This window comes from Roseibium aquae, assembly GCF_008711285.1.
Lineage (GTDB): Bacteria > Pseudomonadota > Alphaproteobacteria > Rhizobiales > Stappiaceae > Roseibium > Roseibium aquae.
On the sequence record NZ_VXDC01000016.1, the window covers coordinates 38,781 to 52,347 of the forward strand.

Sequence of the window (13,567 nt, forward strand, 5' to 3'; positions counted from 1 at the left end):
CATGGGACGGGTCAAGAAGGGGCGGGGGCGCCTGTCCGCCATCGAGCAGCTGCCACCGGCCTGCGATCCGGTGATTGCCTGGGCCGCGAATGAGTTGCGATCCCGCGACCAGACCCAGAAGGAGATCTATGAGGAGTTCTTTCTGAAACTGGAGGTGCTTCAGCGCGAGCATCGCGGCGAACTGGACTTTGCCATTCCCTCCTTTTCCGCCTTCAACCGCTATGCGATCAAGCTCGCGACCTTGACCCGGCGGCTGGAGGACACGCGGGCGATCGCCGCCAGTATCGCGGAAAAATTCGATGCGCAGGCGTCCGACGATCTGACGCTGATCGCGGCCGAGGCGATCAAGACGCTGGTCTTCGAGGTGCTGACGGACGCGGGCGAAAGCGGGATCGACCCGAAAGGCGCGCTCAATCTCGCCGGGGCGCTTCGGGCCGCGGCGCAGGCGCAAGGCGTCTCGACCCAGCGGCGCCAGAAGGTGGAAAGCGATTTTGCCAGACGGACGGAAAAGGCCGTCGACCGGGTGGCGAAGGTGAAAGGCCTGAGCGCGGACACGGCCGAGGCGATCAAGGCGCAGATCCTGGGCGTTGCCAAACCGGGGGAGGGGGCGGCATGAGTTCCCCGCTCACAAAAGCCGACTGGACGGAGCTGCGCCGGGCGTCGATGACGGCCATCGACCGGATCGCGGACCAGGTCGGCCTGCCGAATGTGCTGCTTGGCTATCAGTCGAGGGCCGTCGGCCTGCTGGAATCGACAGCCATCCGGGTGCTCTTTATCGAAAAGTCCCGGCGGATCGGCATGACCTGGGGGCTGGCGTCCTACGCGGTGCTGCGCGCGGCCCGGGAAAAATCCGCCGGCGGCATGGACGCCATGTATATCTCCTATTCCCAGGAAATGACCCGCGAGTTCATCGATGCCTGCGCCATGTGGGCAAGGGCCTATGCGGTGGCGGCACTCTCCGAGGACGAGTTCCTGTTCGAGGACACCGACCCGGCCGACCCGGCAGAGACAAGGCACATCCAGGCCTTCCGGATCCGGTTTGCCTCCGGCTTTGAAATCCTGGCGCTGTCGTCGGCGCCCCGTTCGCTCCGCGGCAAGCAGGGCGTCGTGATCATCGACGAGGCGGCGTTCGTCGATCAACTTGCCGAACTATTGAAGGCCGCGCTCGCCTTTTTGATGTGGGGCGGGCAGGTGGTGGTCTGTTCCACCCATGACGGCAGCGACAATCCGTTCAACATCGCCGTTCAGGACATTCTGGCCGGCCGCTCGAAATACGCCCATCTGCGCGTGGATCTGGACGATGCGCTCAAGGACGGGCTTTATGAGCGGATCTGCCTGGTGCAGGGCCGGGCGTGGAGCCCGGAAGGCGAGGCCGCGTTCCGGCAGGACATCATCGATTTTTACGGCGAGGGCGCGGACGAGGAACTGTTCTGCATTCCGGCCATGGGCTCGGGCACCTGGCTCGCAGCTCCCCTCATCGAAGCGCGGATGACCGCCGATGCCCCGGTGCTGCGGCTCGATCTGCCCCGGGACTTTCTGCATCTTGACCGGCTGGCCCAAAGGATTTTGGTGGCGCCGTTCCGCGACGCGCTCGAGGCGGTGCTGGAGGATCTCGACCTATCCCCGCTTTATGCCTTCGGCTTCGATTTCGGGCGGGTGTCGGATCTGACCGTCGGCTGCCTGCTTTCGATCGACAAGCGGCTTACCCGCCGCGAGGTGCTCTCCTTTGAACTCAGGGGCGTGCCGGGCGAGGAACAAAAGGCCATTGTCAAAGCCGTTTTATCCGCCGTTCAAACCCGGCTTGTCGGCGCGGCGTTCGACGCCACCGGCATGGGCTGGACGGTCGCCGAGGACATGGGTCGGCGGTTTGGCCTGCGCGAAGATCCGGAGGGCGCCGGGCTGGTGATGGCCGTCCATTTTTCCGAAACCTGGTACCGGCTGGAAATGCCGCCGCTGAAAGCCGCCTTCGAGGACGAAACGCTGTTTCTGGGCCGGGACGCGGATCACCTGAGCGACCTGCGCGCCGTCAAACTGATCCGGGGCATTCCGCGCGTGCCGCCCGTCCGTGAAGGCGAAAAGGGCAAGAAGCGTCACGGCGATTATGCCATCGCGCTGGCGCTGGCGCATTTTGCCAGCCGGATGCAATGGCGGGAATTCGGCTATGAGCCCGTGCCGCACAGCCCGTCGCGGTTCGAGGAGCGCGGGGCGGAGGACCGGGACAGCCTCGACGGGGCCTTCAGACTGGCCGGATCCCGGCGGAAAGGGCTGTGGTGATGGCACCTAAACACACCGGATTGGTGGACATGCATGGCCGGTCCATCTCGGCACGGTCGCTCAAGACCGAGCAGGCGGGGGCCGAGCTCAGGGCCGTGCGCCGGAACGATACGTTCCATCCGGCGAGCGGTTTGACGCCGCAGCGCCTGGCGCGGATCCTGCGGGATTCGATCGATGGCGATCCGGAGCCCTATCTGGCGCTCGCCGAGGACATGGAAGAGCGCAACGAACATTATGCCGGGGTGCTGGGCACCCGCAAACGCCAGGTGGCGGGGCTGGAGATCACGGTCGAGGCGGCCAGCGATGCGGCAATGGATGTGGCCGCGGCCGATCTGATCCGCGAGGTCACGGAACGCGACCGGTTCCGCGATGAGCTGATCGATATTCTGGACGCGGTCGGCAAGGGGTTTTCCGCCACGGAAATCCTCTGGGACACGTCCGAGGGCGAATGGCGGCCAAAGGCGTTCAAGTGGCGCGATCCGCGCTGGTTCCGCTTTGACCGGGACGATCCGGAGCGTCTCTTGTTGCGCGGGGTCCAGACCGACGAGCCGCTCAAACCCTTCGGCTGGATCGTGCACACCGCCAAGGCCAAGTCCGGCCTGCCGATCCGCGGCGGGCTGGCGCGGGGCGCGGCCTGGTCGTTCCTGTTCAAGGCCTTCACCTTGAAGGACTGGGCGATCTTTTGTGAAAGCTATGGCCAGCCCTTGCGGCTCGGCAAGTTCGGACCGGGCGCGACGGAAGACGACAAACAGAAGCTGATGCAGGCGGTCGCCGGGATCGCGTCGGATTATGCCGCGATCGTGCCGGAAACCATGGCGATCGACTTCATCGAGGCGAAACTCACCGGCTCGCTCGATCTCTATGAACGGCGCGCCGACTGGCTCGACCGGCAGATCTCCAAGCTGGTGCTCGGCCAGACCGGAACGACGGATGCGATTGCCGGTGGCCATGCGGTCGGCAAGGTGCATGACGAGGTGCGCGCCGACATCGAGGAGGCGGACGCCCGCCAGCTCGCCGCCAGTCTCAACCGCGATCTGGTCCGCCCGCTGATCGATCTGAACCTCGGACCCCAGAAAGCCTATCCGGCGATCCGGATCGGCCGGCCGGACGAGGTGGATGTGACCGAGCTGGTGGAGAATGTCGCCAAGCTCGTGCCGCTCGGGCTGAAGGTCGGCATGTCGACCCTGCGCGATCATCTCGGCCTGCCCGATCCCGATCCGGACGAGGAGGTTTTGGGGGCGCCAGCCCAGCAAGACCCGCAAACGCCGGACCAACCAACACCTCCAGCCAAATCTGAGCCATTACGGGCGCAAGCGTTCCGGACAGGGCCTGTGGCCGCGCCTCCTGACGCCGTTGAGCGGGCAGTGGATGGGCTGCTCGACGAGGGCTGGGAAAGGCTGGTGGGGCCGGTGGTTGACGGGCTGGACGCCGAGATCGGCGGGGCCGAGACACTGGAGGAGGTGCGGGCGATCATCCGGCGCCGGGCCGAATTCATGGGACTTGCGGCCTTTACCGACACGCTGGCGCAAGCCGCGTTTGCCGCGCGGATTTCCGGGGAAGCGGATGAGGATCTCAGGTGAGCGTGGACCTGACCCCGCTGCCGCCCCGCGATGCCATCCGGGCGCTTCAGGCCCGCGGCGGGCGGCTCCATCCGTCCTTCGCCTGGCAAGATGTGTATGCCGAGGATCATGCGGCCATGTTCACGGTGGCGAAATCCGCGGGGCATTCGATCCTGGAAGACATTTTCAATGCCGTCTTGAACGCCCTCGAAAACGGCGAAACCCTGGACAGCTTTTCCCGCCGCCTGAAACCGGTCCTCGTTCAAAAAGGGTGGTGGGGGGAGGCGGTCGAGGTGGATCCGCTCACCGGCGAGCCGGTCAAGGTCCGGCTGGGGTCCTTGCGGCGGCTCCGGACCATCTTCGAGGTCAACATGCGGGTGTCCTATGCGGCCGGGCACTGGGCGGCGTTCGAGCGCACCAAGGCCCGGCGGCCTTATCTCCGCTATGTCGCCGTCCAGGACGGGCTGACCCGGCCGCAGCACTTGAAGCTGCACAATCTGGTGCTGCCCGTGGATCATGCCTTGTGGGACACGCACGCGCCGCCCAATGGCTGGAACTGCCGCTGCACACTGCAGAGCCTGTCAGACGCCGACATCGAACGGCTTCAGGCCGAGGGTGGGGCGCTGCGGTTCGCGCCGCCCGCAGTTTCCTTGCTTCCCTGGACGAACAAGCGGACCGGAGAGGTGCGGCTGGTGCCGGAGGGGATCGATCCGGGCTGGGATTACAATCCCGGGAAGGCCGGGCATACCGAGACGGTGCGGCGGCTGGAAAGCCGTGGCGGGCCGGATTTGGGACAAGCGCCATAAAGCGCCGCTGGGGCGCGTAGGGTGCGAAAGCGCAGGATGGGGCGGAAAAGAACCGCGCGGCGCTGTGGGGGTGTTTAAGGGGTGTTTAACGGGGGAATTGTGAGTAATGGGCAGTAACTAATACGAGGGATATTCGCATAGCGGCGAAATCCAAAGCGCGATCAGCCTTGTGTAGAGTTTTCCAATAACGGTCGGATATCTGCTAGCATTTTTGCCTGCGCGGATATCAGATCTCCTCTGACATCAATTCGATAGTGATAAAACTGTGCGCCAGTCGCGAGACGTCCGATCCGCTCCATCCGCTGGCTTTCGCCCTCGTTCGTTGGCGAGAAAAGAATGCCGAATGGCGCATTGGCCGCAGTAACGTGACTAATGATTTGGTATCGGTCAGATTCCTTTATCTTGGGCTTGTACTTAACTTCGCCGAGACCGATCACGTTTTTCCTACCGCGCCGAAATATCAGGTCAGGCTTCGTCGGATACGTCTTGTTGTCCTCGAACAGCCTGCCTTGGTGTTTGTTGCCATCGAGCACTGTGATCTTTTGTTCGCGAAGCGCATCGATAAAGGTCTTTCGAATGAATCGCTCGAAAATGTCTTCAAGGTCGAAGAGGAAGGATGGCAGCTCCTTCCCGCTTGGTTCGAAGGTGAAGGCGATGCCACCGCCTGTCAGCAAGAGCTGATAGACACGGAGCAAGCCTTCATAGTTGCCCCGTAGCCTGAGCGAGACGGTATCATCGAGGAAGAAGTCCTGCCCAGTCGGTTCGCGCTCATTGACGCGGCGCAGGGTATCGAGAGCGATCTGAATGAGACGGCGTTCTTCATCCCAGGATTTGGTCGGTGGAATAATCCGCGCAAAGCGCAGACAAGCGGCTTTGATAATCTGGTTCACGGGGCTGTCGAGCCCGAACTCAAAAACGCTGGAAACGGTGTCGATGGGATTACCTCTTGAGAGATAACGGCTAATCGTTTGGCCGAACTCGACACGCGGCTTGTAGAACCCGTCGACGGTGCGCGGATAGTAGCTTCGCTCGAGCCCTGCTGAGAGTGCGTCCCGCAGGTAGTGACAGAAGCTTCGCGCAAGAAGTTGGATCGGCGCAGGCTTGTCTGTGGTCTGATACCGCCTGATTGTCGGGAGAATACGATCGTATGTCTCCCCGCCTATTTCTAGCATCGTCCAGAGGTTCTCAATCGGAAACTTGGGGACGATGTTGAGTGTGATCGAGCTGGTCAGAGGCAAATAGCCTATGAGCCCGAGTGCCATGAGGTTCACACCATCGGCAACGTCCTTGAATTCGAGAGCCTTGAGCTCGCGGGTTTCGGGCAGAATTAGCGAATGCCCGCGATGGTCAACAAGCTCACTGCGTGCGAAGTAGCGTCTGCCGCGTTCTTCGACTTCGACGATGCGTGTCTCAGGAAGTGGCATCAATCCTGCCTGCCCTAGCCTTCAGCGGTTGCTTCGCCTTCGGCAGCCCCATCGTCACCGTCATTATCATCACCCGCCGCCTCGGCTGCTTCGTCGATTTCGAAAAGCTCATCGACGGTTTCCTTGATGGCGTTGAATCTCTGGCGATCATGGAACAAGGTCCGCTGCAAGCCGAGCTTGACACGCCCTTCCCATACATCTGCCAAATCTTCAATGGTGCGAACATGAAGGAAATTTGTATGGCCAAAGCCAGCGGGGAAGGACTCATTCAGGATATCGAACAGGCGCAAGACCCGTGACAGCACTCGTTCCTCAACACCCTTGTCTTTGAGGTACTTTTGAAGGAACGGCTTGTCGGGCTCCATCATGATCACGATGAAGCGACGCAAGAGCGCATCGTCGAGATCGGTGACAGAGCGGTCGAACGGATTAGCCGTGGCCAGAACGATTAAGTTGCGGGGCAGCTTTGTCTTCTTGCCTGAGATTGCGAGCGTGAACTCCTTCTCGCGGTAATCGAGTTCAAGATAGGTAAGAAGCTCGCCGAAGATGCGCGCGACATCGCCACGATTCAGCTCGTCAATGACTAGCACGTATTTGTTGTCGCCATCTGTTTTTGCCCGCTCCGCAAAATTCAGGAAGTGGCGCGGGTCGAGCTTGTAGGTAACACTCTTGGCTTCGCCGTCTTCGTCCTGGGCCTCGACGGGACGGAACCCTTCGACGAAATCATCGTAGCCGAAGGCAGGATGAAACTGGAGGAACAGCACGCGGTTTTCATCGCCGCCTGTAAGGAAATCGGCGATATCATGCGCGTATTTGGTCTTACCCGTGCCTGGCGGTCCTGCGAGAAGGAAGGAGTGGCTCGTATTTTTGTTGATGGCGTTGAGGATAACGGACAAGATCGCATCATCGCCGCTCATAATACCCTTCTTTGCGGGATCGTCCTCGGGCTCTGTGGGGGCTGGCGGTGCGGCGATATAGGCCGAAAGTTTGGGCGCGAGTTGTTTGATGAAGGAAGCATCAGTAGGCCGAGCATTCAGTGTGCTAGGCCAAGAGCGCTCCGGGTTCAGTTTGAACCTGCCCTTGTAGGGCGGTTGAAAATCCTGAAGTCTGAGTTCGGTCTGGAGTAAATGATCGTACAGGGCTTGCCAGTTCTCGATCTCGTCTGGAAAGCCGTTGAAGGCAAAGAGCCAGACCATGAAGTCTTCAAAATCAAACGTTTCGGGGATTTCACTTTCGAGCGCGGGCTGGAAGTCAGCCGTGAGGCGCACGGTTGTCTTCTCGCCTTCAATATATCCTTTCAGCCGCATCTCGCGGTAGCCGCGACTGGAGAAGAGGTTGCCCCACATCTTCGTGTCTTGGCGGATCATGTAGTCGCCAGCGAAGTTTCCGCTCTTCCACTTGATGCCCTTCAGGCGAGGGCGAAGAAGGTTGTGGCCCGAGGGGTAAGCATCAACTCCGACAAGTTTAGCGTTAAAATAGCGGTCGAGAAAGTGATCGGTGCCGAGATTTTTGGACATATCGACGAAGTGGGCGGGGCCGACATCGTTGGCAGCAAAAACAAAAGCGGGTATCAGCCAATTCGCACTGATCTCTTGAAGAGCCTCAATTGACGTTTTGATTGTTGGAATATCAAAGTACTGCACGATCTATACTTTTTTTGCTGTCCCTGGTTTGCGGAAGTTCTGTCTGTTGCCAGCCCACTCGTCCCAAAGCGGTGACGGTTTTTGCAGGCTTTCGACAAGGTCACCCCATGACGAGGAATGGTATCCTTCGCTCTCGATAGCACCCTGAACGTAGTCGATATAGTCATCACCCATATCGATCCCGACAACATTGCGGTGATGGGCCATCGAAGTCAGTACGGACGTGCCGCTACCTACAAAAGGATCGAGAACATGGCCGTTAGGGGGGCTTGCAACCTCGACGCAGCGCCGTACAAGCTCCGAAGGGAAAGCGGCATTGTGCTTAGCGCGCCGATTACGTTCGATAGGGATATTCCAGACATCCTCCTCAACTAGCTTGGAGCGATCAAAGCTGTAAAAGCGCGATTTGGAAAACATGAAGACGAATTCGTATTGCCGATATGGCCTATCCCGCGCGGTCGGCTCAACAAATGCATTGCAGCGGTTCCAAATGATCGAACTGCGAAGCGTCCAGCCACGTTGCTGCATTTCGAAAGCAACTTTCCAGGGAATGCCGATCATACTCTTCTTAGGGATATCCCATCCGCTCACGTCAACGGGACGGACCTTCTTGCGAAAGAAGTTGCGGGATGAGCATTTTGGATCGCTGCCGTGGGGCTGCCCGTTCCCAGAATAGTACGTGTCGCCAATATTCAGGAAGAATACGCCTTCGGGATGGAGGGTACGTTTGACTTCATCAAACACACCCATAAGTGCATCAACATAGTCGTCGACTGTTTCTTCGTGTCCGAGTTGGTCATCATATCCGTAATCGCGCACCCAAAAATAAGGCGGTGAAGTGACGGCAACATTGAAAACGTTATTGGGTAGCGATTTGAGCATAGTCGCGGAGTCCCCATGCATTAACCCCGCAAAGTGTCCAGCCTTCGACACATATGCAAAACGATCATAACTTTTCTGCGTATCAGTTGCTGGATCGTTGCCAATAGTAGAATGCTTGGAGTTTGAAGACTTTGTATCCATAATTGCAATATGCTCTCTCGTGACAGTTAAAGAAATGCCTCCGACTCATTTCCATCTGATGGATTAAATCACCTCAGTTAAATTCTTTTGATCAAAGCCCATCACAGCCGACCTTTCGGAATTGAACATCAATTGATATCTTTTTCAGATATAAGTGCATTAACGAACGGTGCCATCTAGAATCACTAGCCAATTTTCCCATACCCTATAATAGGCGAGCGGCGCGTCAATCTATGATTTCATTTGTGATCGACCCGCAATAATGAACGTCCTCCCCCACGCCTCCGCCCGGATGGTCTGATCCCCGCTCATCCCCCAAGGTTCGCTCATGTCCAAGCGAACCGACCCCTTTCTGATCACCGCCGCCGATCCAGTTGCCGCGCCTGACGCGGGCGCCGATCCCTGGATCAAGCTGCTGCCTTCGGGCACGTTTTCCACCCGCGACGGGCGTGGCCCGTTCACGGCCGGGGACGCAGATCAGCTTCAAGCAATCATTGCCCGCACCAAGGCCCATCTCGGGCAAACCCAGATGATGGTCGACTATGACCACCAGGCGGTGTTTTCGGCTGTTGAAGGCGTTGGCGGCACAGCCAAGGCCGCGGGCTGGATTTCGGACTTCGAGGCGCGGGCGGACGGGATCTATGGCCAGGTCGCCTGGACCGAGGCGGCGCGGACAGCGCTGGCAGCCCGGGAATACCGGTATCTCTCGCCGGTGTTTCTGACCGACCGCTCAGGCCTGGTTGTGCGGCTTGTGAATGTGGCGCTGGTCAATCTGCCCGCCATCGATCTTGCCGCCATCGCGGCGCGGGCGCATCTCACGCAAAAGGATAGTTCCATGGATGAACTGCTCGAAGCCCTCGGCCTTGCCGCGGGCACGGGGAAGGCTGAGGCCGTTGCGGCGCTCCGCGCCCTGCAGGACACACAAACCGCGATCCGTGCGGCGGCCGGTCTGCCCGAGGGCAGTGATGGCACAGCCCTGGTCGCCGCCGTTCAGGCAGCGTTCGACAGAGGCGCGCCGGATCCGACCCAATTCGTTCCCATCGACCAGGTGACCGCGCTTCAACAAGACCTTGCCGCCCTGCAGGCCTCGCTGGCCGCGGACAAGGCCGAGGCCCTGGTGACGGCCGCCATTTCCGGGGGCAAGCTCGCCCCCGCGCTGAAGGACTGGGGCCTGCAGCTTGCTACGGCCGATCCTCAAAAATTCACCGCCTTCACCGCAACGGCACCGGTTCTGACCGCCACGCAGCTGGGGTCCAAGCCGAGAGACGCCGGGGACCCGGATCTCTCCGAGGCCGACCGGCAGGTCATGCGCCAGATGGGGCTGTCCAAAGAGGCCTTTGTCGCGGCCCGGGCCGGGTCTGACCAGGAGGTGCAGCCATGACGGCTTTGACAACAGACCGGCGCACGCCGGAACGCTCCGGCGACCGCCGCCAGCATCCCGTGAAGGCCGGGGCGACGCTTTATGCGGGCGCGCTTGTGGCGCTCGGCGCGGACGGGTTCGCCGTGCCGATGACCACCGCGACCGGGCTGATCGCGCTCGGCCGCTGCGAGACCCGGGCGGACAACAGCGCCGGCGCGGACGGCGACATCGCGGTGACGGTGGGCGCCGGGATCTACCGGTTGTCCAATTCCGCCGGCGCCGACGAGATCACCACGGCCCATATCGGCCAGGCCTGTTATGGCGTGGACGACCAGACCGTGGCGCTGACGGATGGCACCGGCACGCGGTCGCCCGCGGGCACGGTGTTCGACGTCGATCCCCAGGGCGTCTGGGTCGATTTGCGGTGAGGCAGGTTTATTCGTCTTTCCCCGCTTGTTTGGCGCGGAGAGGGAACGGAATGGATCCCCGATCAAGTCGGGGATGACGATGGAGCAAGGATCAAGGCACGCGGGTCCCATCAGCCCCGGCGCGTCACCCCGGACGACGCGAAGCGGAGATCCGGGGTCCATACCCTTGTCCCCGACGAGCCTCGGAGCTGCCTGTGTGCCAGCGAGCGGCCGGGGATGACGACCGAATGAGTGGCGGGAAATCCGCACTGACAATGGAGTCCCTTTGAGATGGACATCAACACGCAAACGCTCCGCTCCGCCTATGTGGGCTTCAATGCCGCGTTCCAGTCGGGCTTGCGGGAAGCGACCTCGATGTATGGCCGGATCGCGACGACCGTGCCCTCGACCACGCGCGAGAACGAATATGGCTGGCTGGGCAAGTTCCCGCGCTTCCGGGAATGGATCGGCGACCGGGTGATCAACTCGCTCGCCAAACACGGCTATTCGATCCGCAACCGGCCGTTCGAACTGACTGTCGAGGTCGACCGGGACGATTTTTCCGACGACAATCTCGGTATCTATACCCCGCTGTTTTCGCAGCTTGGCATGGCCGCGGGCACCTTTCCGGACGAGCTGATCTGGCCGCTTCTGAAGGCCGGGTTCTCGACCCCCTGTTACGACGGCCAGTATTTCTTCGACACCGACCATCCGGTGCTGGACGCCAATGGTGAAGCCGTTTCGGTTGCCAACACCGATGGCGGCTCCGGCACACCCTGGTTTCTCCTGGATGTGCGCCAGGCGCTCAAACCGCTGATCTACCAGGAGCGCAAGGCGTTCGGCAATCTGGTCCGCATGGACCGGGAAGACGACCAGAACGTTTTCATGAAGAAGCAGTTCCTTTATGGCCTCGATGGCCGGGCGAATGTCGGCTTCGGTTTCTGGCAGATGGCCTGGGGCTCGAGGCAAACCCTCAATGCCGCCAATTATGCGGCCGCCCGGGCGGCGATGGCGGAGTTCAAGGCCGATTTCGGCAAGCCGCTGGCCATCGTTCCCAATCTTCTGGTCGTGCCGCCGTCGCTGGAAGAAGCCGGACGGCGCTTGCTGCAAAGCCAGCTGGTCAATGGCGGGGAGACCAACCCCTGGGCGGGCACCGCCGAGATGATGATGGTGCCGTGGCTGGCCTGACGCCGCCGATCTTGAAAGGACCAATCCATGACACAGGCCAAAGCGAAACAGGCCCCGCCAAAAGCTGCGGACACAGAACCCGATGCGGCGAAACCGGTGCTGCGGATTACGGCCAAGCCCAGGGACGGCTTCCGGCGCTGCGGCGTGCATCATCCGGCCGAACCGGTCGAACATGGGGCGGGCCGGTTCTCGGACGCCGAGATCGCGGTGCTGAAGGCCGAGCCGAACCTGGTGGTCGAGGATCTTTGACAAGCATAAAAGGGGAAGGCGCCGAGCCCCGACCGCAACTTGACCCGGGTACCCGGGTTCCGGCGTTCAGGCGGGTGGGAAGCCCGCACCTAAAGATACCCAGAGAGAGGTCTGGTACGGCTCGCAAGGCCCCCAGCATCGCCCGCGCAATCCGGCTTTCGGGCGATTGACGGCACTCCGGCCCATAAGGACTTAAGGTCGCCTCTCGCCATTCTTGAAAGGTACGCCGTGCCTTACGCAGTCCTTGAAGACCTGATCGACCGGTTCGGGGAAGACGAGCTGTTCCAGCTGACGGACCGGACCAATAGGCCGGCGAGCACGATCGACACGGGCATTGTTGCCGCGCATCTTTCCGACGCCGAGAACCTTGCCGATTCTTATCTTGCCAAGCGGTACCGGCTGCCGCTCGATCCGGTGCCGGAGGTGCTCACCCGGATCGTGTGCGACATCGCCCGGGCCACATTGCATGGCCGGACCATGGACAAGGACGATCCGGTGGCCAAGGCCAAAGAGGATGCGGTGGCCTGGCTGAAGGATGTCGTCAAGGGGCTGGTCCAGCTGGAGGCGGAAGGCCTCGCCCCGGAGCAGCCCTCTGGCGGAACGGTCCAGGTGCGCGGGCCGGACCGGGTGTTTTCCAAGGACAGTCTGACGGGGTTTTAAGGAAGCTGTGATGAGCGGAGTGCGCCAGGCCCTGACCATCGAGGACGCGGAGGTGAACGCCGCGCTGGACCGGGTCGCGCGGGCGGGCGGCGACACCTCCGCCCTGATGGCGGAGATCGGCGCGGCCATGCTCTATTCCGTCCAGCGCCGGTTCGAGCGTGAGACCGGGCCGGATGGAACGCCCTGGCCGCGGCATGCGCCGCGCACGGCCCGGCAAAGGGCGCGGCGCAGATCGCGCGGCAACGCGCCGCTGACGCCAAAACTCCTGCGCGACAGCGCAAGGCTCTTTTCCTCGATCACCTCGGAGACGACACCGGAAACGGCCGCGGTCGGCACGAATGTGGTCTATGCGGCAATCCATCAGACCGGCGGGACCATCACCCAATATCCGCAATCGCGGAAGGTCCGGTTCCGCAAGGTGGGCGGGCGCCTGCGCTTTGCCCGCAAGGCGCACAAGCGGGCCTTCGAAAAGCCGGTGACCTATGGCACGCGCACGATTGTCATTCCCGCGCGGCCCTATCTCGGGTTTTCGGACGCGGACCGGGCGGAGATCCTGGCGCTGGCAGAGGCGCATTTTGAGGCTGCGGCCGGGGAGGGCAGGGCATGAGCCTGGTCGAGGTGATCATCGGCCGCCTTGATGATGCCGGAACGCCGTTCCGGGTGGTGGGCGGTGCGGCGGGGCTGGCGGTCCTAGAACAGCGCCGCACCCGGACCCCGGCCGCCTTTGTGATGGTGGCCGAGGAGGCGAGCGGGGCGAACGAGCGCATGACCGGCCCGGTGCTGCAGCGGCTCGAGACCGATATCGCCGTGGTGCTGGTGCTGGAAAATCTCGGCGATCCGCGGGGCGGAACAGTGGCGGACGACATCGAGGCGCTCAAGGCGTTCGTCCGGGCCAGGCTGATCGGCTTCCGGCCGGACAGTGCGGCGGAACCGATGGAGCATGTCTCCGGGGAACTCTTGAAGGTGCGCGGCGG

General features: G+C 61.7%; 14 protein-coding genes. 11 read left to right on the top strand and 3 right to left on the bottom strand.

Going from position 1 to position 13,567, the window contains the following annotated elements; genetic code table 11:
• Nucleotide 1 precedes the first annotated feature (1 nt).
• The 4 genes from F0184_RS18795 to F0184_RS18810 are packed head-to-tail and all read left to right on the top strand — an operon-like array spanning nt 2 to nt 4,639.
• Nucleotides 2-616, top strand: a complete 615-nt coding sequence (locus F0184_RS18795; protein ID WP_150497753.1) for a DUF3486 family protein — start codon at nt 2-4, stop codon at nt 614-616.
• The gene (locus tag F0184_RS18800) at nt 613-2,274 is read left to right on the top strand and encodes a terminase large subunit domain-containing protein (protein ID WP_150497754.1); all 1,662 of its coding nucleotides are present in this window, start codon (nt 613-615) and stop codon (nt 2,272-2,274) included. The genes F0184_RS18795 and F0184_RS18800 overlap by 4 nt, the downstream gene beginning before the upstream one ends.
• Nucleotides 2,274-3,854, top strand: coding sequence for a DUF935 domain-containing protein (locus tag F0184_RS18805; RefSeq protein WP_150497755.1), 1,581 nt, complete (start codon nt 2,274-2,276; stop codon nt 3,852-3,854). The genes F0184_RS18800 and F0184_RS18805 overlap by 1 nt, the downstream gene beginning before the upstream one ends.
• A complete protein-coding gene (locus F0184_RS18810) occupies nt 3,851-4,639 on the top strand; it encodes a phage head morphogenesis protein (RefSeq protein WP_150497756.1) in 789 nt (262 codons plus the stop codon). Before F0184_RS18805 ends, F0184_RS18810 begins: the two co-directional genes overlap by 4 nt.
• Before the next feature lie 161 nt (nt 4,640-4,800).
• On the opposite strand, the gene F0184_RS18815 is transcribed toward F0184_RS18810, so the two are convergent.
• Genes F0184_RS18815 through F0184_RS18825 form a run of 3 tightly spaced genes read right to left on the bottom strand, consistent with a single transcriptional unit; the run spans nt 4,801 to nt 8,729 of the window.
• Nucleotides 4,801-6,063, bottom strand: a complete 1,263-nt coding sequence (locus F0184_RS18815) for an McrC family protein (protein ID WP_150497757.1) — start codon at nt 6,061-6,063, stop codon at nt 4,801-4,803.
• Between the two features lie 14 nt (nt 6,064-6,077).
• Nucleotides 6,078-7,706 carry an McrB family protein gene (locus tag F0184_RS18820; protein ID WP_150497758.1) on the bottom strand — a complete coding sequence of 543 codons (1,629 nt, stop codon included), beginning with the start codon at nt 7,704-7,706 and terminating at the stop codon, nt 6,078-6,080.
• A gap of 3 nt (nt 7,707-7,709) precedes the next feature.
• Nucleotides 7,710-8,729 (bottom strand): DNA-methyltransferase, encoded by a 1,020-nt coding sequence (locus tag F0184_RS18825; protein ID WP_150497759.1) that lies wholly within the window; start codon nt 8,727-8,729, stop codon nt 7,710-7,712.
• Between the two features lie 328 nt (nt 8,730-9,057).
• Here F0184_RS18825 and F0184_RS18830 point away from each other — a divergent pair, with 328 nt between their 5' ends.
• The 7 genes from F0184_RS18830 to F0184_RS18860 form a co-directional block, all read left to right on the top strand.
• A complete protein-coding gene (locus F0184_RS18830) occupies nt 9,058-10,110 on the top strand; it encodes a phage protease (RefSeq protein WP_150497760.1) in 1,053 nt (350 codons plus the stop codon).
• On the top strand, nt 10,107-10,517 hold the full coding sequence (locus F0184_RS18835) for a hypothetical protein (protein ID WP_150497761.1): 411 nt from the start codon (nt 10,107-10,109) through the stop codon (nt 10,515-10,517). The genes F0184_RS18830 and F0184_RS18835 overlap by 4 nt, the downstream gene beginning before the upstream one ends.
• 270 nt (nt 10,518-10,787) lie before the next feature.
• On the top strand, nt 10,788-11,684 hold the full coding sequence (locus F0184_RS18840; protein ID WP_150497762.1) for a Mu-like prophage major head subunit gpT family protein: 897 nt from the start codon (nt 10,788-10,790) through the stop codon (nt 11,682-11,684).
• Between the two features lie 27 nt (nt 11,685-11,711).
• Nucleotides 11,712-11,933 (top strand): HI1506-related protein, encoded by a 222-nt coding sequence (locus tag F0184_RS18845; RefSeq protein WP_150497763.1) that lies wholly within the window; start codon nt 11,712-11,714, stop codon nt 11,931-11,933.
• A 228-nt stretch (nt 11,934-12,161) separates the two neighbouring features.
• Nucleotides 12,162-12,593: a gp436 family protein gene (locus F0184_RS18850; RefSeq protein WP_172972166.1), complete on the top strand. Its 432-nt coding sequence runs from the start codon at nt 12,162-12,164 to the stop codon at nt 12,591-12,593.
• A gap of 10 nt (nt 12,594-12,603) precedes the next feature.
• The gene (locus F0184_RS18855) at nt 12,604-13,200 is read left to right on the top strand and encodes a phage virion morphogenesis protein (RefSeq protein ID WP_150497765.1); all 597 of its coding nucleotides are present in this window, start codon (nt 12,604-12,606) and stop codon (nt 13,198-13,200) included.
• A partial coding sequence (locus F0184_RS18860) for a phage tail terminator protein (RefSeq protein WP_150497766.1) occupies nt 13,197-13,567 on the top strand: 371 nt, incomplete at its 3' end. The genes F0184_RS18855 and F0184_RS18860, both read left to right, overlap by 4 nt.

Excerpts from the sequence above, each read along its gene's own strand:
- F0184_RS18830 (WP_150497760.1), top strand. The coding sequence starts at position 9,058 with ATGTCCAAGCGAACCGACCCCTTTCTGATCACCGCCGCCGATCCAGTT.
- F0184_RS18835 (WP_150497761.1), top strand. The coding sequence starts at position 10,107 with ATGACGGCTTTGACAACAGACCGGCGCACGCCGGAACGCTCCGGCGAC.
- F0184_RS18845 (WP_150497763.1), top strand. The coding sequence starts at position 11,712 with ATGACACAGGCCAAAGCGAAACAGGCCCCGCCAAAAGCTGCGGACACA.
- F0184_RS18840 (WP_150497762.1), top strand. The coding sequence starts at position 10,788 with ATGGACATCAACACGCAAACGCTCCGCTCCGCCTATGTGGGCTTCAAT.
- F0184_RS18815 (WP_150497757.1), bottom strand. The coding sequence starts at position 6,063 with ATGCCACTTCCTGAGACACGCATCGTCGAAGTCGAAGAACGCGGCAGA.
- F0184_RS18855 (WP_150497765.1), top strand. The coding sequence starts at position 12,604 with ATGAGCGGAGTGCGCCAGGCCCTGACCATCGAGGACGCGGAGGTGAAC.
- F0184_RS18800 (WP_150497754.1), top strand. The coding sequence starts at position 613 with ATGAGTTCCCCGCTCACAAAAGCCGACTGGACGGAGCTGCGCCGGGCG.
- F0184_RS18825 (WP_150497759.1), bottom strand. The coding sequence starts at position 8,729 with ATGGATACAAAGTCTTCAAACTCCAAGCATTCTACTATTGGCAACGAT.
- F0184_RS18795 (WP_150497753.1), top strand. The coding sequence starts at position 2 with ATGGGACGGGTCAAGAAGGGGCGGGGGCGCCTGTCCGCCATCGAGCAG.
- F0184_RS18805 (WP_150497755.1), top strand. The coding sequence starts at position 2,274 with ATGGCACCTAAACACACCGGATTGGTGGACATGCATGGCCGGTCCATC.